This is a genomic window from Massilia sp. Root133 (assembly GCF_001426525.1).
Lineage (GTDB): Bacteria > Pseudomonadota > Gammaproteobacteria > Burkholderiales > Burkholderiaceae_D > Telluria > Telluria orientalis.
The window spans coordinates 365,653-384,706 of sequence record NZ_LMEW01000031.1 but is presented as its reverse complement, the minus strand read 5'-3'; the positions used below and the strand labels follow the sequence as shown (position 1 = coordinate 384,706).

The window sequence follows — 19,054 nt, the reverse complement described above, 5'->3', positions numbered from 1 at the left end:
ACCGGTGTAAAACCTGCCATTCCGAAATAATTGTGATCGATACCAAAATCGGTATCAGTCCGGCACGACCGCCGTCGCCTCGATTTCCACGCGGGCGCGGTCCTCGACCAGCGCGCGCACTTCGACGGCCGTCATGGCCGGATAATGGGCGCCGATGATGTCGCGATAGACGGCGCCCAGGGCGCTGCCGGCGGCCAGGTATTCGCGACGGTCGACCACGTACCACGTCATGCGCACGATGTGTTCCGGCCGCGCGCCCGCCGCGCGCAACACCTCGACGATGTTGCGCAGCGCCTGTCCGGCCTGCGCGCTGAAATCGTCGCTGGCGAACTGGCCGTCCGCGTTCCAGCCGATCATCCCGCTCACGAACACAAGGCGGCCGCGCGCCGCGATGCCGTTCGCGTACCCGCGCGGGCGCGGCCAGCCGGGTGGTTGCAGTATCTCCATCATCGTTCTTCCTTTGCCGCGCGCAGCAGTTCGCGCGCGATGATCAGTTGCTGGACTTCGGTGGCGCCCTCGTAGATGCGCAGCGCGCGGATCTCGCGATACAGCCGCTCGGCCGGATGGCCGCTCGTGACGCCAAGGCCGCCGAACATCTGCACCGCCGCGTCGATGACCTGCTGCGCCGACTCGGTCGCCGTCATCTTCGCCATCGCCGCTTCCTTCGTCACCTTGCCGCCGCGGTCGCGCTGCCACGCCGCCCGGTACGTCAGCAGCGCGCTCGCGTCGATGTGCGTCGCCATCTGCGCGAGCTTCGCCTGCGTCAGCTGGAAATCCGCGAGCGTCTGGCCGAACATCCGCCGCTGCGTCGCATGGGCCAGCGCGTCGTCGAACGCGCGGCGCGCGAACCCGAGGGCGGCCGCCGCGACGGACGTGCGGAACACGTCCAACGTCGCCATCGCCACCTTGAAGCCCTGCCCGGCCGCGCCGATGCGCTGCGCCGCGGGCACCCGGCAACCCTCGAACCGCAGCCGGGCCAGCGGGTGCGGCGCGATGACGGCCAGCCGTTCCGCGATCGTGAAGCCCGGCGTGCCCGCATCGACGACGAACGCGCCGATGCCGCGCGCGCCCGGCGCTTCACCCGTGCGCGCGAACACGACGTAGAAGTCCGCGATGCCGCCATTGGAAATCCACGTCTTGTCGCCGTCGAGGACGTACGCATCGCCCTCAAGCCGCGCCGTGCAGCGCAGCGCGGCCACGTCGGAACCGGCGTCCGGCTCGGACAGCGCGAACGCCGCGATGGCCTCCCCGCGGGCCACGCGCGGCAGGTAGCGTTCGCGCTGGGCCTCCGTCCCGAACAGGCTGAGCGCGCCCGATCCCAGGCCCTGCATGGCGAATGCGAAGTCGGCCAGGCCGTTGTGGCGCGCCAGCGTCTCGCGGATCAGGCAGAGCGCGCGCGTGTCGATGGGAGCACCGGCGCCGCCGATCGCGTGGCGCAGCCAGCCGCCTTCGCCCAGCATCCGCACGAGGCGGCGGCAATCGGCATCGACGTCCGTGCCGTGCAGGTCGCGCACGTACGCGGCGGCCCATACGTCCAGCGCCTCTTCCAGGTCGACGTGCCGCCCGTCGAAGAACGGCCAGTCGAGATAGGACTTGTCCGCCATGTCAGTCTCCTTCGAAGCGGGGCGTGGTCTTCGCGACGAACGCGTCGTAGGCGCGCCTGAAGTCGCCGGTGGCCATGCAGATCGCCTGCGCCTGCGCCTCGGCCTCGAGGGCTTCCGCGAGCCCCATCGTCCATTCCTGCTGCAGCATCTTCTTCGTCATCCCGTGCGCGAACGTCGGCCCCTCGGCGAGGCCGCGCGCGAGCCCCTGCGCCTCGCCCCTCACCTCGTCCGGCGCGCACAGGCGGTTATAAAAGCCCCAGCGCTCGCCCTCCTCGGCCGACATCGCCCGGCCCGTGTACAGCAGTTCCGCCGCGCGTCCCTGGCCGATGAGGCGCGGCAGGATGGCGCACGCGCCCATGTCGCAGCCGGCCAGGCCGACCTTGGTGAACAGGAACGCGGTGCGCGCGCGGGTGCTGGCGAGCCGCACGTCGGATGCCATCGCGAGGATCGCGCCAGCCCCCGCGCACACGCCGTCGACGGCCGCCACGATGGGCTGCGGGCAGCCGAGCATCGCCTTCACGAGGTCGCCCGTCATGCGCGTGAACGCGAGCAGGCCCGGCATGTCCAGTTGCGTGAGCGGCCCGATGATCTCGTGGACGTCGCCGCCCGAGCAGAAATTGCCGCCCGCGCCCGTCAGCACGACGGCCTTCACGTCGTCAGCGTACGCCAGCGCGCGGAACAGGTCGCGCAGCTCCGCGTACGAGTCGAACGTCAGCGGGTTCTTGCGCTCCGGGCGGTTCAGCGTGATGGTGGCGACGCCGCCGTCGGCCTCGTAGAGGAAATGTTCGGCGCGGTAGCCGGCCAGCTGCGTGCGGTGCATCGTGGTCTCCTAGTCCTTGTCGCTCAATTGCACATTCAATTGCCGCTTCATCGTGTCCAGCAAGGCGATCATCCTGGCCTTGTCGTCCGGGGAGACGTCGCCGAACAGGTCGGCCACCCAGCCCTGGTGCACGGCCGCCATTTGCGCGAACGCGGTACGCCCGCGCGGCGTCAGCTTCAGCACGAACGCCCGCCCGTCCTGCGGGTCGGGCACGCGCAGGACGAGCTCTTCGCGTTCCAGCTGGTCGGCGATGCCCGTCACGTTGCCGCCCGTGACCATCATCAGCTTCGACAATTCTCCCATCCGCAAGCCGTCCGGATGGCGCTCCAGTTGCGCCATCAGGTCGAAGCGCGGCAAGGTGATGCCGAACGTGGTCCGCAGCCGGCTGCGGATCGTGTTCTCCACGCGCACCGTGCAAGACAACAACCGCAGCCACAGTTTCAGGTCGAGCGGGGCATCGTCGGCCGGCGTCACATCACCTCCCCGCCGGCCACCGCGATGGCCTGGCCGTTCAGCGCCGCCGCGCCGGGCATGCACAGCCACGCGACGGCGTGCGCCACTTCGTCCGGCCGCACGAGCCGTCCCTGCGGATTGCCGGCCGCCAGTTCCGCGCGCGCCTGGTCGGCGGTGCGCCCCGTCTTGCGGACGATATTGGCGACGGCATCCGCCACGATGTCCGTGTCCGTGAAGCCCGGGCACACGGCGTTGACGGTGACGCCGCGCGTCGCCACCTCCAGCGCGAGCGCGCGCGTGAGGCCGACGAGGCCGTGCTTCGCCGCGCAATACGCGGCCACGTACCGGTAGCCCGTGAGGCCGGCCGTCGACGCGACGTTGACGACTCTTCCCCAGCCCGCGTCCAGCATGCCGGGCAGCGCGGCCTGCATGCAGTGATAGGCCCCGGTCAGGTTCACGTCCAGCATGCGCTGCCACAGCGCGGCGTCCGTGCGCCCGAACGGCGCCGACGCGGCCTGGCCCGCATTGTTGACGAGGATGTCCACGGCGCCAGCGCGCGCGAACGCGGCCGCGACGCCTTCCGCATCCGTCACGTCCACCGTCTGCCAGGCGGTTTCTCCGCCCAGTTCCGCCGCCGCGGCCTCCAGCACACGGGCCTCGCGCGCCATCAGCGTGACGCGCGCGCCGTGCGCCCGCAGCGCGCGCGCGATGGCGAGGCCGATGCCGCGGCTGGCACCCGTCACGACCGCGTGTTTTCCATCCAGCGTCTCCATCAGCCCTCCCCCTGGCGTTCGCGTTTCATATTCCGTTCCAGCTGCGCCTTCCCGGCCAGATACTGCTTCGGCCACGCGACCGCCGTGACGCCGATCCGCGCCGCTTCCGCCAGCGTCCACGCGGGATTCGCCAGGTGCGGCCGGCCCACCGCGCACAAGTCCGCGCGCCCGGCCGCGATGATGCTGTTGGCGTGGTCCGCTTCGTAGATCGAGCCGACCGCGATGGTCGGGATCCCGGCCTCGTTGCGGATGCGGTCCGCGAACGGCGTCTGGTACATGCGGCCGAACACGGGCTGTTCTTCCTTGCTGACCTGGCCCGACGAGCAATCGATCATGTCCGCGCCCGCCGCCTTGAACAGGCGCGCGATGTGCACGGCGTCCGCGGGCGTGATGCCGCCGTCGACCCAGTCGTGCGCCGAGATGCGCACGCTCATCGGCTTCGCGGCCGGCCACACGGCGCGCATCGCGCGGAACACGCGCAGCGGATAGCGGCAGCGCTTGTCAAGACTGCCGCCGTACTCGTCCTCGCGCCGGTTCGTCAGCGGCGAAATGAACGACGACAGCAGGTAGCCGTGCGCGCAGTGCAGTTCGAGCCAGTCGAAGCCGGCCGCGTCGGCCGCGAGCGTCGCGCGCACGAAGTCCGCCTCGACGCGCGCGAGATCCGCTTGCGTCGCGGCGCGCGCGACCTGCGAGATGCCCGGCAGGTACTGCTGTTCCGATGCCGCGATCAGCGGCCAGTTGTGGTCCGGGAGCGGCTGGTCGATGCCGTCCCACATCGGGCGCGTCGATCCTTTCGGGCCGGCGTGGCCCAGCTGGATGCCGATGCGCGCATCGGTCCGGCCGTGCACGAAGTCCACGATGCGCCGCCACGCGGCCGTGTGTTCGGGCGCATACATGCCGGGGCAGGCCGGCGTGATGCGGGCGTCGGCCGACACGCACGTCATCTCGGCCATCACGAGCGCCGCCCCGCCCATTGCCCGCGCGCCCAGGTGCACGAGGTGGTAGTCGCCGGGCACGCCGTCGATGGCCGAATACTGCGCCATCGGCGAAACGACGATGCGGTTCTTCAGGAACACGTCGCGCACGCGCAGCGGCGTGAACATGGGCGGCATGTGGGTGTTCTCGGGCAGCGCCACGCCCGCCTGCGCGCACGCGCGGCGCGCGAACCAGTCCTCGAAATGCGCGACATAGCCGGGGTCGCGCAGGCGCAGGTTCTCGTGCGAGACGCGCTGGCTGCGCGTGAGCATCGCGTACGCAAACTGCTCCGCGTCCAGCGCGCCGTAGCGCTCCACGTTCTCGAACCACTCCATCGAATTGCGCGCGGCCGACTGGATCTTCAGCACCTCGACCGCGCGGCTCGCCTGGTACGCGGCCAGCGCCGCGCGCACGTCGCTGCCGTGTTCCCGCAGGCAGCACGCCAGTTCGATCGCGTCTTCCAGCGCCAGCTTGGTGCCGGAACCGATGGAGAAGTGCGCCGTGTGGGCCGCGTCGCCCATCAGCACGATGGGCACGTCGCCATTCCAGTGCACCCACCGCTCGCACACGATGCGGGGAAACGCGATCCAGGCCGCGGCGCCGCGCTGGTGGCCCGCGTTCGACAGCAGCGGATGCCCGTCCAGGTGCTCGGCGAACAGGCGCTCGCAAAAGGCAATGCCCTCTTCCTGCGCCATGTCCGCCAGGCCCGCGCGGCGCCACACGTCTTCCGGTGTCTCGACGATGAACGTGGACGTGTCGTCGTCGAACTGGTAGATGTGGGCCTGGAACCAGCCGAACGCCGTCTCCTTGAACACGAACGTGAACGCATCGAACTTCTTTTTCGTGCCGAGCCACACGAAGCGGCAGCGGCGCGTCTCGACGGACGGCTGGAAGGTGGCCGCATGGCGGGCCCGCGTGCGGCTGTGGATGCCGTCGGCCGCGACGACGAGGTCGGCCCGGTAGCGCGCGGCGACGGCCTCGTCGTCCTGCACGTCGGTCTCGAACACGAGTTCCACGCCCAGTTCCTCGCAGCGCTGCTGCAGGATGTTCAGCAGCCGCTTGCGGCCGATGCCGCAGAAGCCATGGCCGCCGGAGGTGATGCGCTCGCCCTTGAAGAAGACGTCGATGTCGTCCCAGTGATTGAACGCCTGCAGGATGCTGCGCGCCGTCGGCTCGTCGGCCGCGACGAGGTTGGCGAGCGTCTGGTCGGAGAACACGACGCCCCATCCGAACGTGTCGTACGGGCGGTTGCGTTCCACGACGACGACGCGGTGCGCCGGGTCCTGCCGCTTCATCAGCAGGGCGACATACAGGCCGGCGGGCCCGCCGCCGATGCAGACGATGTTCATGACAGCCGCAGTTTGTAGCGCTGCAGCTTGCCCGTCTCCGTGCGCGGCAGCTTGTCGGTGAAGCGCACGGCGCGCGGATATTTGTACGGGGCGATCTGCGCCTTGACGAAGTCCTGCAATACGCATGCCGTTTCCGGGGTCGGTTCGAACCCGGGCTTGAGCACGACGTGGGCCTCCACGATCTGGCCGCGCTCCTCGTCGGCCCGGCCCACGACGCCGCACTCGGCCACGGCCGGATGGCGCAGCAGCACCTCTTCCACTTCGGCGCCGGCGATGTTGTAGCCGGCCGAGATGATCATGTCGTCCGTGCGCGAGCGATAGTAGAAATAACCGTCGGCGTCCGTCTCGTAGCTGTCGCCCGTCAGGTTCCAGCCATCCAGCACGTAGTCGCGCTGGCGCTCGTCGGCCAGGTAGCGGCAGCCCGTCGGGCCCTTGACGGCCAGCCGTCCGACCACGCCGGGACCGACCGGCGCGCCGTCGTCGTCGAGGATGCACGCGCGGTAGCCGGGGACGGGCTTGCCGGTCGCGCCGGGCCGGATGTCCGCGCCGCTGGCCGAGATGAAGATGTGCAGCAGCTCGGTCGCGCCGATGCCGTCGATCATGGCGATGCCGGTCGCCGTCTTCCAGGCGTCCCGCGTCGCCAGCGGCAGCGCCTCGCCGGCCGACACGCATTTCTGCAGGGAGCGCAGGTCGTAGCGCGGGACGAGGGGCGTCATCTGGCGGTAGAACGTGGGCGCCGTGAAGCAGACGGTGGCCTTGTACCGCTCGATCGCGGCGAGCAGGCCTTCCGGCGCCGGCTTTTCGAGCAGCACGCCGGCCGCGCCCACGCGCAGGGGAAACAGCAACAGCCCGCCCAGGCCGAACGTGAAGGCCAGCGGCGGCGTGCCGATGAACACGTCGTCCGCCTGCGCGCCCAGCGTGTGCCGCGGGAAGCAGTCGCAGATCGCCAGGATGTCGCGGTGGAAGTGCATCGTGCCTTTCGGGATGCCGGTCGTGCCGGACGTAAAGGCGATCAGGCACACGTCGTCGCCGGCCGTGTCCAACGGTGCGAACGGCGCATCGTGGTAGGCCATGCGTGCTTCCAGTCCTTCCGGATCCTGGAAATACACGACGGGCGGGTGCCCCGCCACCTGTTCGAGTTCGTCCGCGAGCGGCCGCGCGCACAGCACGGCGTTCACCCGCGCCTTGTCGACGATGATGCCCAGCTCGCGGGCCCGCAGCAGCGGCATCGTCGGCACGGCCACGAGGCCGGCCTTGAACACGGCGAGGATCGCGGCCGCCATCATCGGGCAGTTGGCGCCGCGCAGCAGCACGCGGTTGCCCGGCACGAGGTTCAAGTCCGTGCGCAGGACGTGGGCGATGCGGTCGACGCGCTGCATGAGATCGGCGTAGGTCCAGGTTACCGTATCGCCCACGATGGCGGTGCGGCCGCCCCGTCCGGCGGCGACATGGCGGTCCAGCAGTTCCGCCACGCAATTCAGCCGCGCGGGATACTGGAGCGCGGGCAGGTCGAACACGAGGTCCGGCCACAGGTCGACGGGCGGGAGATGATCCCGCGCGAACGTGTCGACATGGGCCGAAAGACTTGACTCTGCAGCGGACAAGCTCGTCATGAAGCGCCCCCGGAGAAAAGATCGGTCGGTACCGGGAGATACTTTAAGCCTAAAGTATTTCGGGACGCAAGCCGGGTTGCATGGCGCACGCCCTGACAGGTTCAGGAGCAGGGGCGGACAGGCGAAGGCGATGCCTTCCTGCGCGACCTTGCCGTAGGTGCTGCGGTCCAGACTCGCGACGCGGAGTTCAATATCCATGCTAGCCTTCCACGGAACCAGACCGCCCCCAAGCGGGCGCAGGATTGCGGTTTTCCAGCCGGAAGCCCGCTCATATCCCGAAGGAGCCGCGTCATGAACTCGACAACCCAAGCATCCCGATCCAGCATCACGTCGGCGATATTCGATGTGCTCGACCCGATACCATTTGGTTTCTTCGTGGCCGCGCTCGTCTTCGACATCCTGTATGTCGAGACCTTCACGATCCTTTGGGTGAAAGCGGCAGCGTGGCTGGTCAGCATCGGCCTCCTGTTCGCGATCGTCCCGCAACTTATCAATCTCGGCCGCACCTGGTTCACCAGGGGCCGGACCAAGGCTCTCGCGATCAATTTCTGGCTTCAGGTCGTCGCGATCGTGGCGGCCATCTTCAATGCCTTCGTGCACAGCCGGGATGCATACGGCAGCATGCCCGCCGGGCTCTGGCTCTCCGTCGTGACAGTGCTCGCACTCGTTATCGGCAGGATCGTCCTGGCCGGGGACAGAGTCGACTACCGGGGATACCGCCATGAACAAGCATGAGCGCACGCGCCGGCACGGCCTGGTCCTGGCCGCGGCCTTGTTGCTGGCCCTCGCCGGCTGCGGCGAGAAAGCCAACCTCGCCCCCTCCCAGCAGATGGGCGAGAATCCGCCCCTGCCGCGCCCGAAGGCTTACCTGCTCCCGCCGATGAAGGTGCCGGACTTCGCCGGCTGGCAGGGTGATGCCAGGCCCCAGGTGGCGACCGGCTTGCAGATCGAGAAGATCGCCTCGGGGCTCATGCACCCGCGCCAGGTGCTGGTACTGCCGAACCAGGACGTGCTGGTGGTGGAAGGCAACGGCCCGGGTGAGGAGGCGATCACGACGCCGAAACAGCTCATCGCCGGCAAGATCAAGAACCAGTCCGGCAAGGGCGGCAAGGGCGGCAACCGGGTCACCCTGCTGCGCCGCAAACCCGGCGGCGGCGGCGAGTGGGACAAGTTCGTGTATATCGAAAAGCTGCACTCCCCCTTTGGTATCGCGCTGGTGGGCGACGCCCTGTATGTGGCAAACACCGGCAACATCATGAAATACCGCTACACGCCGGGCGAGACGAAGATGTCCGATCCGGGAACCGAACTCGGCGACTTGCCCAGCACCGTCAACCACCACTGGACGAAAGCGATGGTGGCGAGCCCCGACGGCAAATACCTGTATGTTGGCAGCGGTTCGAACAGCAACGCAGGGGAAAACGGACTGGAGGTGGAATACCGGCGCGCCGCCGTGCTGGAAGTCGACGCCGCGACCGGCGCCAGCCGCGTGTTCGCCTCGGGCATCCGTAATCCGACCGGCCTGCAGTTCGAACCGCAGAGCGGAAAGCTATGGGCGATCGCCAACGAACGCGACGAGATCGGCGCGGACCTGGTGCCGGACTACCTCACCTCCGTGCGGGAGCATGGTTTTTACGGATGGCCCTACAGCTACTACGGCCAGCATGTGGACGACCGGGTCCGGCCCCAGCGCCCCGATCTCGTCAAGAAAGCCATCGTGCCGGATTACGCCCTCGGGTCGCACGTGGCGGCGCTGGGCCTGCTGTTCTACACCGGAGACGCCCTGCCGCAGTTCAAGAGCGGCGCCTTCATCAGCGAGCACGGCAGCTGGGACCGCGCACCGCTGAGCGGATACAAGGTCGTCTGGGTGCCGTTCGCCAACGGCATGCCGAGCGGGAAGGCCCAGGATGTCGTGACCGGCTTCCATTCCGCCGACGAGAAACATCTGTTCGGCGCGCCGGTCGGCCTCGCCCAGGACGCGGACGGCGCCCTGCTGATCGCCGACGACGTCGGCGACGTGGTATGGCGCGTGACGGGCGCCAGGCGCTGAAGACTGTCGACCTGCCCTGCGCGAGTCTGCCGGAAGCGGAGAGGACGCCAGAAACGCAAAAGGCCAGCTTATCGCTGGCCTTCCTGTCGCTCCGACTTCCAGGTGGTTTTTCTCAACCCATCCCGTGCACCGGAGCTTGAATCCTGGTGGGCGGTGCAAGTTTCGAACTTGCGACCCCAGCAGTGTGAATGCTGTGCTCTACCCCTGAGCTAACCGCCCTACTTTTTACTGCTTTGCTGCGATTGCGTCGCTGCAATGACGAGCATTATAGGGGGACTTTTGCGTTTTGTCACCCCTGCGGAGAATATTTTCTCCAAACACATTCTCCCTTTACGCCTTTGTCGAGTGCGGCAAGGACGTTCTCGTGCTCGGCGAGCTCGTCGGCAGCAGCCGGCAGCACGAAGATCTCGCCCAGCGGACCGGCTTCCAGCACGATGCCCCCGCCGCTCGCCTCGACCTCGACGTCCATCGACAGCGTGTTCTGCCCCCGCGTCATCGCCAGGTAGACGTCGGCCAGCAGCTCCGAGTCCAGCAGTGCGCCGTGCAGCTTGCGGTGCGCGTTCGAGATGCCATAGCGGTCGCACAGCGCGTCCAGCGAGTTGCGCTTGCCGGGGTGCAGTTCCTTGGCATGGACGAGCGTGTCGATCACGTTCGCGCAGTGTTCGACGAACGGCGGCAGGCCCATGCGCTCGAACTCATGGTTCAGGAACGCAAGGTCGAACGGCGCGTTGTGGATGATGATCTCGGCGCCCTGCACGAATTCGCGCAGTTCGTGGGCGATCTCGTGGAACTTCGGCTTATCGCTGAGGAACTCGGTCGTCAGGCCGTGGACCGCCAGTGCCGCCTCGTCCGAGTCGCGCTCGGGATTGATGTAGCGGTGGAAGTTATTGCCAGTCAGCTTGCGGTTGAAGATCTCGACGCAGCCGACTTCGATGATGCGGTCGCCGGTGCGCGGATTCAGGCCTGTGGTTTCGGTATCGAGGACGATTTGGCGCATGCGCGTGCAAACTCAAGTAAGCGTGGAAAGAACCGGTAAGTATAACAAAATCAGCACAATATCAACGCTTTAGCGACGCGGCGCCCATGTTCGCGAGGGTGTCCGCACGCTCGTTGCCGGGGTGGCCGTTGTGGCCGCGCACCCAGCGCCATTCGACGGCGTGCTGCTGCTGGGCGGCGTCCAGCGCCTTCCACAGGTCGTCGTTCTTGACGGGCTCCTTCGCCGACGTCTTCCAGCCGCGCGCCTTCCAGCCGTGGATCCATTCCGAGATCCCTTTTTGCACGTACTGGCTGTCGGTGTGCAGGACAACCTCGCACGGGCGGTTGAGGACGGTGAGCGCCTCGATCACGGCGCGCAGTTCCATGCGGTTGTTCGTCGTATTCGGCTCGCCCCCGAAGATTTCCTTTTCGTGGCCGCCATCGGCCACGAGCAGCGCGCCCCAGCCGCCGGTGCCCGGATTTCCCTTGCAGGCGCCGTCGGTAAAAATCTCAACTTTGGTCATGCTGCGCTTTTTCCTTATGTCTTACTTGTAATGTTCGTTGCGGTTCGCTGCCGGCACCGCCTGCGGCGCCTTGCTCGTCTTTTTATTCCAGGCCGGACCGATGATGCGCATGCCCTTCACGCGCTTGATCGCGTGGACCATGTACACGGCCCCGAGATACGGCCACCAGCGCCGCCCCGCCCCTTCGACGAAGGCAAAGCGGTTGAGCCACTGCGCGGTCCGGAACGGCGGCGCGTAGCAGCCGAAATGGCTGCGCGTGACGCCGAGATTCAACAATTTTAACCAGTCTTTGAGACGGGGCATAGAGATGAACTCCCCCGCCGCCGGCAGGTAGTCGCTGCTCGTGATGCGCCCCATCCCCTGGCGCACGCCCCACAGGCTGGCCGGGTTGAAGCCGCAGATGATCACCTGCCCTTCCGGGATCAGCACGCGCTCGACTTCGCGCAGCACCTGGTGCGGCTCGGCCGCGAATTCCAGCACGTGCGGCAGCACGACGAGGTCCAGGCTTTGCGACGCGAACGGCAGGTCGGCGAAGTCGAGCGCGACGGCGATCTGCTTGCCGGTGGCGGCATAGACCAGTTCGTCGGCCGTCGACGTGCGCGTAGCCGCCTGCCATTTGTTGGGCATGCGGTTGGCGGCCAGTGCGTCGATCTGCGGCACGCCGATCTGGACCGCGTTGAAGCCGAAAATATCGACCGTCAACTCGTCCAGGCACGCCTGTTCCCAGGCGCGCACGTACGCGCCCGCCGGCGATTGCAGCCAGCGGTCGAGCGCTATAATGGATTTTTCGGATGCCGCGCTGTCCATGCCCAACCTTTATCGATACCCATATGATTCCTGTGCCCACTGAACTCGCAGTCCTGACCGTGCCGGCCTTCAAGGATAACTATCTCTGGATTATCCATGACGGCACACATGCGGCAGTGGTCGATCCGGGCGACGCGGAACCGATCCTCGCGTCCCTGCAGGCGAATGGCCTGACCCTGACCGCCATTCTACTCACCCATCACCATGCTGACCACATCGGCGGCGTGACGCGCTTGCTCGAACACAGCAACGTGCCCGTCTTCGGTCCGCGCAACGACGGCATCGCCGTCGTGAACCACCCGGTGGGCGAAGGCGACACGGTCGAGGTGCCGGGCCTCGCGCTCGAACTCGCCGTGCTCGACGTCCCCGGCCATACGAAGGGTCACATCGCGTACGTGCGCGAGGACGCGGGCGCGCGCTGGCTGTTCTGCGGCGACACGCTGTTCGGCGGCGGCTGCGGCCGCCTGTTCGAAGGCACGCCGGCGCAGATGATGGGCTCGCTCGCGAAGCTGGCCGCCCTCCCCGACGACACGCTGGTCTATTGCGCCCACGAATATACGCTGTCCAACCTGCGTTTCGCCGAAGCGCTGGAACCGGGCAACCGCGCGCTGCAGCTGCGCATCGCGCACGACAGCGAGCTGCGCGGCACGCATCTGCCCACGATCCCGTCGACAATCGCGATCGAAAAGGCGACGAACCCCTTCCTGCGCACGCGCGAGCCCGCCATCATCGGCAGCCTGACGGCGGCCGGACGCCTCGCGCCGGGTGCGGACCCGGTCACGGTATTCGCGGCGCTGCGGGAGTGGAAGAACGTGTTCTGAAACCGGGAGAGACCGGCTGGGGATGAGACGACGCGACCGCCGATCGCTGGCGGCCGCGTCATTCGGGGAGGATCAGATTTCTTCGTACAGCGGCAGGGTCAGGAACTCGGCGAAGTCTTCCGACGTCGACATCTGTTCGAAGATCTGCGCGGCGCGCTCATAGGTCGGGCTGTCGCCGTTCGGGGCGGCCGCCTTCGCGTTGGCCAGCTCCTCCGGGATCATGGCGCGGACCATCTCGGCCGTGACCTTGCGACCGTCTTCCAGCACGCCCTTCGGCGAGCGGATCCACTGCCACACCTGCGAACGGCTGATCTCGGCAGTGGCCGCGTCTTCCATCAGGTTGTGGATCGGCACGCAGCCGTTGCCGGCCAGCCAGGCGCCCAGGTAGTGGATGCCGACATTGATGTTGTAGCGCAGGCCCGCTTCCGTGATCGGGGCTTCCGGGCGGAAGTCCAGCAGGTCCTTCGCGGTCACTTCCACGTCCGGACGCTGCTTGTCGATCTGGTTCGGGCGGTCGCCCAGCACCTTCTTGAACTCGGTCATCGCCAGATCGACGAGACCCGGGTGCGCGACCCAGCCGCCGTCGTAGCCGTCGGTCGCGTCGCGCGCCTTGTCGTTGCGCACGCCGCCCATCGCGACTTCGTTCTTTTCCGGATCGTTCTTGATCGGGATCAGCGCCGCCATGCCGCCGATCGCCGGGGCGTTACGCTTGTGGCAGGTCTTCAGCAGCAGCAGCGCGTACGCGCGCATGAACGGCGCCGTCATCGTGACCTTCGGACGGTCGGCCAGGCAGAAGTCCTTGTCCAGCTTGAACTTCTTGATGCACGAGAAGATGTAGTCCCAGCGGCCCGCGTTCAGGCCGGCGCTGTGCTCGCGCAGTTCGTACAGGATCTCGTCCATCTCGAAGGCGGCGACGATCGTCTCGATCAGGACGGTCGCCTTGATGGTGCCCTGCGGCAGGCCCAGTTCGTTCTGGGTCATGACGAAGATGTCGTTCCACAGGCGCGCTTCCAGGTGCGATTCCATCTTCGGCAGATAGAAGTACGGACCGGCGCCGCGGGCCAGTTGTTCCTTGGCGTTGTGGACCATGAACAGGGCGAAGTCGAAAATGCCGCCGGAGATGCGCTTGCCGTCGACGAGGACGTGCTTTTCGTCCAGGTGCCAGCCGCGCGGACGGACCACCAGCGTCGCGACCTTGTCGTTCAGCTTGTATTGCTTGCCGTTCTGCTCCAGCGAGATCGTCTTGCGGACGGCGTCGCGCATATTGATCTGGCCAGTGAGCTGGTTGTCCCAGTTCGGGGTGTTGGAGTCCTCGAAGTCGGTCATATAGCTGTCCGCGCCCGAGTTCAGGGCGTTGATGACCATCTTGCGTTCGACCGGGCCCGTGATTTCCACGCGGCGGCATTCCAGCGCCTTCGGGATCGGCGCGATCTTCCAGTCGCCGTTGCGGATGTGCGCCGTCTCGGGCAGGAAGTCCGGACGCTCGCCGGCGTCCAGGCGTTTCGCGCGCTCGACGCGCGCGGCGAGCAGTTGCTGGCGGCGCGGTTCGAATTCGCGGCTCAGCTTCGCTACCAGCGCGAGCGCTTCCGGCGTCAGGATCTGTTCATAGCCGGGCTTGATCTCGGCCCGGATTTCCATTCCGGCTGGGGTGGCGATGGTCATTGCGTTCTCCTGTTCTAGTATGAAATGTGGACAGTGCCGCGGTTCCTGGCACAAGCCAGCTTGGCGTTTGATATTGCTTCCAGTATATTCACTATTAATCGCCTAAACGAGACAAAAAATATATTCATTTATGCTTTTTTGTCACAAGTGACGAACAGAATCGAGGCATTCCTTTGGACCATTTCCGTCAGATATCTACTTTTGTCGAAGTCATCGCCCGCGGCAGCCTGTCCGCGGCCGCGCGCGCGGAGGGCATCGCGCCGGCCATGATCGGACGGCGTCTGGACGCGCTCGAAGCGCGCCTGGGCGTGAAGCTCCTACAGCGTACCACGCGCAAGCTGGCGCTGACGGACGAAGGGGCGGTGTTCCTTGAGGATTGCCAGCGCATCCTTGCCGAGCTCGAAGAAGCGGAAGCGGCCGTGTCGGAACGGAGCGCGCGCGCCACGGGACACCTCGTCGTATCCGCGCCGGCCGGGTTCGGGCGCCAGCACGTGGCACCGCTCGTCCCCTCTTTCCTGGCCGAGCACCGCGAGGTGAGCATGAACCTGAACCTGTCCGACCGCGTCGTCGATGTCATCGGCGAAGGCGTCGACATCGCGATCCGCATCGCGAGCCTGACGGACTCGAATCTCGTCGGCGTGAAGCTCGCGGACAATCACCGCGTCGTCGTCGCGACGCCCGGCTATCTGAAACGCCATGGGACGCCGCAGACCCTGGGCGACCTATCGAAGCACAATTGCCTGGCGATAAGCAGCCAAGGCAGCCAGCGGGGCTGGACGTTCCGCGACCACGGCAAGATCGTCACGATGAAGGTGGGCGGCAATATGGTGTGCAACGACGGCGCCGTGCTGCACGACTGGGCGATGGCCGGGCGCGGACTGGCCTGGCGGTCGATGTGGGAGGTGAGTTCGGAAATCGAAGCGGGCCTGCTGGTACCCGTGCTGGAACAGTTCGCGGCGCCCGGCAACGATATCTATGCCGTGTTTGCGCAACGCCGTCACTTGCCGCTGCGCATCCGGGTATTCGTGGACTTTCTGCGCCATGCGTATTCTCAGCCGGATTACTGGCGCAAGCCTGGCTGACCGGCATGAAACGTTAGGGCAAAAAAAAATCCTCGGAAGCTCCGAGGATTTTTTGTCATCAATTCAGCAGATTACAGCGGCTGAATGTTCGATGCTTGTTTGCCTTTCGGACCGGAGGTCACGTCGAACGAGACGCGTTGGTTCTCCTGCAGGGACTTGAAGCCCTGGCTCTGAATCGCCGAGAAGTGCGCGAACAGATCTTCGCCGCCTTCGTCCGGGGTGATGAACCCGAAGCCTTTGGAGTCATTGAACCATTTAACGATGCCAGTTGCCATTACAATTTCCTATTTCAGTTGAAGTGGACCGAAGTCCGTTTACGATCGTTTGAAGAAGCAAGAAACAAATGACAGACTAACTGCACTGCTACCGCGAATCCAACGATCCCTAATTATACCGAATAAACCCACACGTACACGGTTTTCGCAAAATAAAACCGGGATCCGTGACAATTCCTGAAGCCAACCTTTTTACGGATCCCATTTGCGTCGGCAGTACGCAAAATATAGGGCATGGATGCGGATAAAGTTTGTCCTAAATCAAACGATTTCGGGACAGGTGCTTTGTTGTGGCGCTATACAGAAGACTCGTCGTTCGGGTACGCGGCCTTTGGATCGACGCCGCCCCAAGCGATGAACACATCCAGTTCGGACAGCCACGCTTCCCACTCTTCCGGGCCGACGGCGTCGAATGTCGTCAGCACGCGCAGGCGCTGTTCCAGCATGCGCGCCTGCTGACCGAGGATGCGGAAGCCGAATGTGGCGGACGAGCCGGCCAGCGTATGCAGCACCGCATGCATCTGCTCGATCAGCGCGGCCGGCGGCCGTTTCGGGTCGAAGGCGTTGCGCGCGGCCGACAGGCGGCCGAGCGTCTGCGGCAGGCTCGCCGCGAATTTATCGTTCAGCTCCGCGAGGCGCGCGAAGAATTCGGCATCCGCACTCGAACTCATTTCCTGCCGCTCATTTCGTACCAAATATACGATCGCCCGCGTCGCCGAGGCCCGGCACGATGTAGGCGTGGTCGTTCAGCTTGCTGTCGAGCGAAGCCACGTACAGCTTCACGTCCGGATGGGCCTTGTGGAACACTTCCACGCCTTCCGGCGCCGCGACGAGGGCCAGGAAGATGATCTGGTCGTCCGTCACGCCGCGCTTCTTGAGCACGTCGACGGCGTAGACGGCCGAGTTGCCCGTCGCGACCATCGGATCGCACAGGATGAACGTGCGCTCGGTCGTATCCGGCAGGCGCACGAGGTATTCGACGGGCAGGTGCGTGTCCGGGTCGCGGAACACGCCGATGTGGCCGACGCGGGCCGACGGCACCAGTTCCAGCAGGCCATCGCTCATGCCGACGCCGGCACGCAGGATCGGCACGATGGCCAGCTTCTTGCCCGCGATGACGGGGGCGTCGATCGTCATCAGCGGCGTGTCGATCTGGCGCGTCGTCAGCGGCAGGTCGCGCGTGATCTCGTAACCCATCAGCAACGTGATTTCCCGCAGCAATTCGCGGAACGTGCGCGTGGACGTGCCGCGGTCGCGCATGTGCGACAGCTTATGCTGGATCAGGGGATGGTTCAGGATGAACAGGTTCGGGAAGCGCGGATCTTGTTTCATTATGCATGGCCGGCGCTTGTGGCAACGGCGTGGTTGATTTGGTAAATGGCGTGCATTATCCCAGTTTGTCCCGTCCTTTGTCGAAGATTTATCGCGGCTTATTCCACCAGCGCACGGGCGAGGATCGCGTCGCAGTCGACCCCGTCGGGCAGCCGGCCGAACGCGCCGCCCACGTCCACGGCGATGCGCGACGCGACGAACGCGGCGGCGACGCATCCAGGCGCATGGCGCAGCAGCAGCCCCGCCTGCACGGCCACGACGAGGCGTTCCGCGAGGCGGCGCGCGCCGAATTCGTCGGCCGCGAGCGTGGCGAGGCCGTCCAGCAGGCGCGCGCAATACGCGTCGAAGCGGCTGTCGCGGCCGGAGGCGAGCGCCAGTTCCGCCGCCAGCGCGTCGCGCGTCTCCGGCCCCCTGGAAAAGGCCCGCAGCACGTCGAGACACATCACGTTGCCGGAGCCTTCCCAGATCGAATTGACGGGGAATTCGCGGTACAGGCGCGCCAGCGGGCCGTCCTCGACATAGCCGTTGCCGCCCATGACTTCCATCGCCTCGGCGCCGAACGCGGGGCCGCGCTTGCACAGCCAGTATTTGCCGGCCGGGGTCAGGATGCGCCCCAGCAGCGCCTCGCGCGGGTCCGCGGCGCCATCCGGGCCCGGGTCGAAGCAGCGCGCCAGCCGCAGCGCGAACGCGGTCGCCGCTTCCGATTCCAGCGCCAGGTCGGCCAGCACGTTCTGCATCAGCGGCTGGTCGGCAAGCTTGCGCCCGAACGCGCTGCGCGCGCGCGCATGGTGCAGCGCGTGGCACAGGGCGGCACGCATGATGCCGGCCGAGCCCAGCACGCAATCGAGGCGCGTGTGGCTGCCCATTTCGAGGATCGTCGGGATGCCTCGCCCTTCCTTGCCGATCAGCCAGCCGACGGCGTCGCAGAACTCGACTTCGGACGACGCGTTCGACTTGTTGCCGACCTTGTTCTTCAGGCGCTGCACGCGGATCGCGTTGCGCGTCCCGTCCGGCAGGAAGCGCGGTACGAAAAAGCACGACAGACCCGTACTGCCGCCCTCGTCCGTCTGCGCGAGCACGAGGTGGGCGTCCGATTGCGGCGCGGAGAAAAACCATTTGTGGCCGACGAGGCTCCACGCGTCGCGCCAGTCGGCGCCGAACCGGGTCTCCGCCACCGCCGGATTCATGCGCGTTGCCCGCGTCGTGTTGGCGCGCACGTCGGTGCCGCCCTGTTTTTCCGTCATGCCCATGCCGATCAGGGCGCCCCGCTTCTGCTCGATGGGCAGCGAGCGCGGGTCGTAGGTGCGCGACAGGATCTTCGGCAGCCAGTGCGCCGCGATGCCCGGGTGCTGGCGCAATGCCGGAACGGACGCGTACGTCATCGTCACGGGACATTGCGAGCCGTTCTCGACCTGGCCGAACAGCAGATAGGCGGCCGCGCGCGCGACCTGGGCGCCGGGCCGCGGCGCTTCCCACGGCAGCGAGTGGGCGCCGTTCTCGATCAGCAGGCGCATCAGCTCATGCCACGCCGGGTGGAATTCGACCTCGTCCACGCGATGCCCGCCGCGGTCGAAATTGACGAGGCGAGGCGGGTTGTCGTTCGCCAGCCGGCCCAAGTCCAGCACGGCGGCGGCGCCGAGTTCCTGCCCCAGCCGCCCGAGTTCGCCCTCCACCCAGCCGGCGCCTTCGCGCACCAGGCCTTCGCGCAGCGCGGGGTCACAGGCGAATAAATCCACGTCACCGAACGGCGGCGCCTGGTTGAAAACCTCGTGGGTGTCGAATCGGTTCATGGCGTCCCTCCGGAATGGCCGAGTTGTTGCAACTGAGCATCATATGAACGGCGCAAAAGTTTCTACTTTGCACTGTATCGGCGACAATAACCCTTCAAGCCCACCGCCGGGTTATCGGTTAGGCAACAAGGCTAGCCCAAAGCCACGTG

General features: G+C 66.6%; 19 protein-coding genes and 1 tRNA gene. 4 read left to right on the top strand and 16 right to left on the bottom strand.

What is annotated here, in order from left to right:
* Positions 1-54: 54 nt before the first annotated feature.
* The 7 genes from ASD28_RS19770 to ASD28_RS19740 are packed head-to-tail and all read right to left on the bottom strand — an operon-like array spanning position 55 to position 7,587.
* Positions 55-447 carry a RidA family protein gene (locus ASD28_RS19770; RefSeq protein ID WP_056132527.1) on the bottom strand — a complete coding sequence of 131 codons (393 nt, stop codon included), beginning with the start codon at positions 445-447 and terminating at the stop codon, positions 55-57.
* On the bottom strand, positions 447-1,604 hold the full coding sequence (locus ASD28_RS19765; RefSeq protein WP_056131962.1) for an acyl-CoA dehydrogenase family protein: 1,158 nt from the start codon (positions 1,602-1,604) through the stop codon (positions 447-449). The genes ASD28_RS19770 and ASD28_RS19765 overlap by 1 nt, the downstream gene beginning before the upstream one ends.
* Position 1,605: 1 nt before the next feature.
* The gene (locus ASD28_RS19760; RefSeq protein ID WP_056131960.1) at positions 1,606-2,424 is read right to left on the bottom strand and encodes an enoyl-CoA hydratase family protein; all 819 of its coding nucleotides are present in this window, start codon (positions 2,422-2,424) and stop codon (positions 1,606-1,608) included.
* Positions 2,425-2,433: 9 nt separating this feature from the next.
* Positions 2,434-2,898: a MarR family winged helix-turn-helix transcriptional regulator gene (locus ASD28_RS19755; RefSeq protein ID WP_056131958.1), complete on the bottom strand. Its 465-nt coding sequence runs from the start codon at positions 2,896-2,898 to the stop codon at positions 2,434-2,436.
* Positions 2,895-3,650, bottom strand: a complete 756-nt coding sequence (locus ASD28_RS19750) for an SDR family NAD(P)-dependent oxidoreductase (RefSeq protein WP_056131956.1) — start codon at positions 3,648-3,650, stop codon at positions 2,895-2,897. Before ASD28_RS19750 ends, ASD28_RS19755 begins: the two co-directional genes overlap by 4 nt.
* Entirely contained in the window at positions 3,650-5,974 is a 2,325-nt protein-coding gene (locus ASD28_RS19745; RefSeq protein WP_056131953.1) for a bifunctional salicylyl-CoA 5-hydroxylase/oxidoreductase, read from the bottom strand. Before ASD28_RS19745 ends, ASD28_RS19750 begins: the two co-directional genes overlap by 1 nt.
* Positions 5,971-7,587: an AMP-binding protein gene (locus ASD28_RS19740; RefSeq protein WP_056131950.1), complete on the bottom strand. Its 1,617-nt coding sequence runs from the start codon at positions 7,585-7,587 to the stop codon at positions 5,971-5,973. Before ASD28_RS19740 ends, ASD28_RS19745 begins: the two co-directional genes overlap by 4 nt.
* Positions 7,588-7,878: 291 nt before the next feature.
* Here ASD28_RS19740 and ASD28_RS19735 point away from each other — a divergent pair, with 291 nt between their 5' ends.
* Positions 7,879-8,322 carry a DUF2231 domain-containing protein gene (locus ASD28_RS19735; RefSeq protein WP_056131947.1) on the top strand — a complete coding sequence of 148 codons (444 nt, stop codon included), beginning with the start codon at positions 7,879-7,881 and terminating at the stop codon, positions 8,320-8,322.
* On the top strand, positions 8,309-9,637 hold the full coding sequence (locus tag ASD28_RS19730) for a sorbosone dehydrogenase family protein (protein WP_056131944.1): 1,329 nt from the start codon (positions 8,309-8,311) through the stop codon (positions 9,635-9,637). Before ASD28_RS19735 ends, ASD28_RS19730 begins: the two co-directional genes overlap by 14 nt.
* Before the next feature lie 144 nt (positions 9,638-9,781).
* Here ASD28_RS19730 and ASD28_RS19725 read toward each other — a convergent pair.
* The 4 genes from ASD28_RS19725 to ASD28_RS19710 all read right to left on the bottom strand — a co-directional run bounded on the left by ASD28_RS19725 (position 9,782) and on the right by ASD28_RS19710 (position 11,943).
* Positions 9,782-9,856, bottom strand: a tRNA-Val gene (locus tag ASD28_RS19725).
* A gap of 70 nt (positions 9,857-9,926) precedes the next feature.
* Complete coding sequence (gene dnaQ, locus ASD28_RS19720) at positions 9,927-10,634, bottom strand: DNA polymerase III subunit epsilon (RefSeq protein ID WP_056131941.1); 708 nt, start codon at positions 10,632-10,634, stop codon at positions 9,927-9,929.
* Between the two features lie 61 nt (positions 10,635-10,695).
* Positions 10,696-11,136, bottom strand: coding sequence for a ribonuclease HI (gene rnhA / locus ASD28_RS19715; protein WP_056131938.1), 441 nt, complete (start codon positions 11,134-11,136; stop codon positions 10,696-10,698).
* Between the two features lie 21 nt (positions 11,137-11,157).
* A complete protein-coding gene (locus ASD28_RS19710; RefSeq protein WP_056131935.1) occupies positions 11,158-11,943 on the bottom strand; it encodes a class I SAM-dependent methyltransferase in 786 nt (261 codons plus the stop codon).
* A gap of 23 nt (positions 11,944-11,966) precedes the next feature.
* On the opposite strand from ASD28_RS19710, the gene gloB reads away from it, so the two are divergent.
* Positions 11,967-12,764, top strand: a complete 798-nt coding sequence (gene gloB, locus ASD28_RS19705) for a hydroxyacylglutathione hydrolase (RefSeq protein WP_056131932.1) — start codon at positions 11,967-11,969, stop codon at positions 12,762-12,764.
* Between the two features lie 72 nt (positions 12,765-12,836).
* Here the strand turns inward: gloB and aceB are convergent, their stop codons facing one another.
* Positions 12,837-14,426, bottom strand: coding sequence for a malate synthase A (gene aceB, locus ASD28_RS19700; RefSeq protein ID WP_056131930.1), 1,590 nt, complete (start codon positions 14,424-14,426; stop codon positions 12,837-12,839).
* Between the two features lie 173 nt (positions 14,427-14,599).
* Between aceB and ASD28_RS19695 the strand changes: the two genes are divergently transcribed.
* On the top strand, positions 14,600-15,508 hold the full coding sequence (locus ASD28_RS19695; protein WP_056131928.1) for a LysR family transcriptional regulator: 909 nt from the start codon (positions 14,600-14,602) through the stop codon (positions 15,506-15,508).
* Between the two features lie 71 nt (positions 15,509-15,579).
* Here the strand turns inward: ASD28_RS19695 and ASD28_RS19690 are convergent, their stop codons facing one another.
* From ASD28_RS19690 to ASD28_RS19675, 4 genes are all read right to left on the bottom strand, one after another.
* A complete protein-coding gene (locus ASD28_RS19690) occupies positions 15,580-15,783 on the bottom strand; it encodes a cold-shock protein (protein WP_036166698.1) in 204 nt (67 codons plus the stop codon).
* A 296-nt stretch (positions 15,784-16,079) separates the two neighbouring features.
* Positions 16,080-16,454 (bottom strand): Hpt domain-containing protein, encoded by a 375-nt coding sequence (locus tag ASD28_RS19685; RefSeq protein ID WP_056131926.1) that lies wholly within the window; start codon positions 16,452-16,454, stop codon positions 16,080-16,082.
* 10 nt (positions 16,455-16,464) lie between these two features.
* Positions 16,465-17,115 carry a uracil phosphoribosyltransferase gene (upp, locus tag ASD28_RS19680; protein WP_056131924.1) on the bottom strand — a complete coding sequence of 217 codons (651 nt, stop codon included), beginning with the start codon at positions 17,113-17,115 and terminating at the stop codon, positions 16,465-16,467.
* 98 nt (positions 17,116-17,213) lie between these two features.
* Positions 17,214-18,905 carry an isovaleryl-CoA dehydrogenase gene (locus tag ASD28_RS19675; protein WP_056131921.1) on the bottom strand — a complete coding sequence of 564 codons (1,692 nt, stop codon included), beginning with the start codon at positions 18,903-18,905 and terminating at the stop codon, positions 17,214-17,216.
* Positions 18,906-19,054 lie beyond the last annotated feature (149 nt).

What these genes read in the sequence shown, in the direction of transcription:
- ASD28_RS19770 (WP_056132527.1), bottom strand. Translation starts at nt 447, where the DNA reads ATGGAGATACTGCAACCACCCGGCTGGCCGCGCCCGCGCGGGTACGCG.
- ASD28_RS19765 (WP_056131962.1), bottom strand. Translation starts at nt 1,604, where the DNA reads ATGGCGGACAAGTCCTATCTCGACTGGCCGTTCTTCGACGGGCGGCAC.
- ASD28_RS19760 (WP_056131960.1), bottom strand. Translation starts at nt 2,424, where the DNA reads ATGCACCGCACGCAGCTGGCCGGCTACCGCGCCGAACATTTCCTCTAC.
- ASD28_RS19750 (WP_056131956.1), bottom strand. Translation starts at nt 3,650, where the DNA reads ATGGAGACGCTGGATGGAAAACACGCGGTCGTGACGGGTGCCAGCCGC.
- ASD28_RS19745 (WP_056131953.1), bottom strand. Translation starts at nt 5,974, where the DNA reads ATGAACATCGTCTGCATCGGCGGCGGGCCCGCCGGCCTGTATGTCGCC.
- ASD28_RS19740 (WP_056131950.1), bottom strand. Translation starts at nt 7,587, where the DNA reads ATGACGAGCTTGTCCGCTGCAGAGTCAAGTCTTTCGGCCCATGTCGAC.
- ASD28_RS19735 (WP_056131947.1), top strand. Translation starts at nt 7,879, where the DNA reads ATGAACTCGACAACCCAAGCATCCCGATCCAGCATCACGTCGGCGATA.
- ASD28_RS19730 (WP_056131944.1), top strand. Translation starts at nt 8,309, where the DNA reads ATGAACAAGCATGAGCGCACGCGCCGGCACGGCCTGGTCCTGGCCGCG.
- dnaQ (WP_056131941.1), bottom strand. Translation starts at nt 10,634, where the DNA reads ATGCGCCAAATCGTCCTCGATACCGAAACCACAGGCCTGAATCCGCGC.
- rnhA (WP_056131938.1), bottom strand. Translation starts at nt 11,136, where the DNA reads ATGACCAAAGTTGAGATTTTTACCGACGGCGCCTGCAAGGGAAATCCG.
- ASD28_RS19710 (WP_056131935.1), bottom strand. Translation starts at nt 11,943, where the DNA reads ATGGACAGCGCGGCATCCGAAAAATCCATTATAGCGCTCGACCGCTGG.
- gloB (WP_056131932.1), top strand. Translation starts at nt 11,967, where the DNA reads ATGATTCCTGTGCCCACTGAACTCGCAGTCCTGACCGTGCCGGCCTTC.
- aceB (WP_056131930.1), bottom strand. Translation starts at nt 14,426, where the DNA reads ATGACCATCGCCACCCCAGCCGGAATGGAAATCCGGGCCGAGATCAAG.
- ASD28_RS19690 (WP_036166698.1), bottom strand. Translation starts at nt 15,783, where the DNA reads ATGGCAACTGGCATCGTTAAATGGTTCAATGACTCCAAAGGCTTCGGG.
- ASD28_RS19685 (WP_056131926.1), bottom strand. Translation starts at nt 16,454, where the DNA reads ATGAGTTCGAGTGCGGATGCCGAATTCTTCGCGCGCCTCGCGGAGCTG.
- upp (WP_056131924.1), bottom strand. Translation starts at nt 17,115, where the DNA reads ATGAAACAAGATCCGCGCTTCCCGAACCTGTTCATCCTGAACCATCCC.
- ASD28_RS19675 (WP_056131921.1), bottom strand. Translation starts at nt 18,905, where the DNA reads ATGAACCGATTCGACACCCACGAGGTTTTCAACCAGGCGCCGCCGTTC.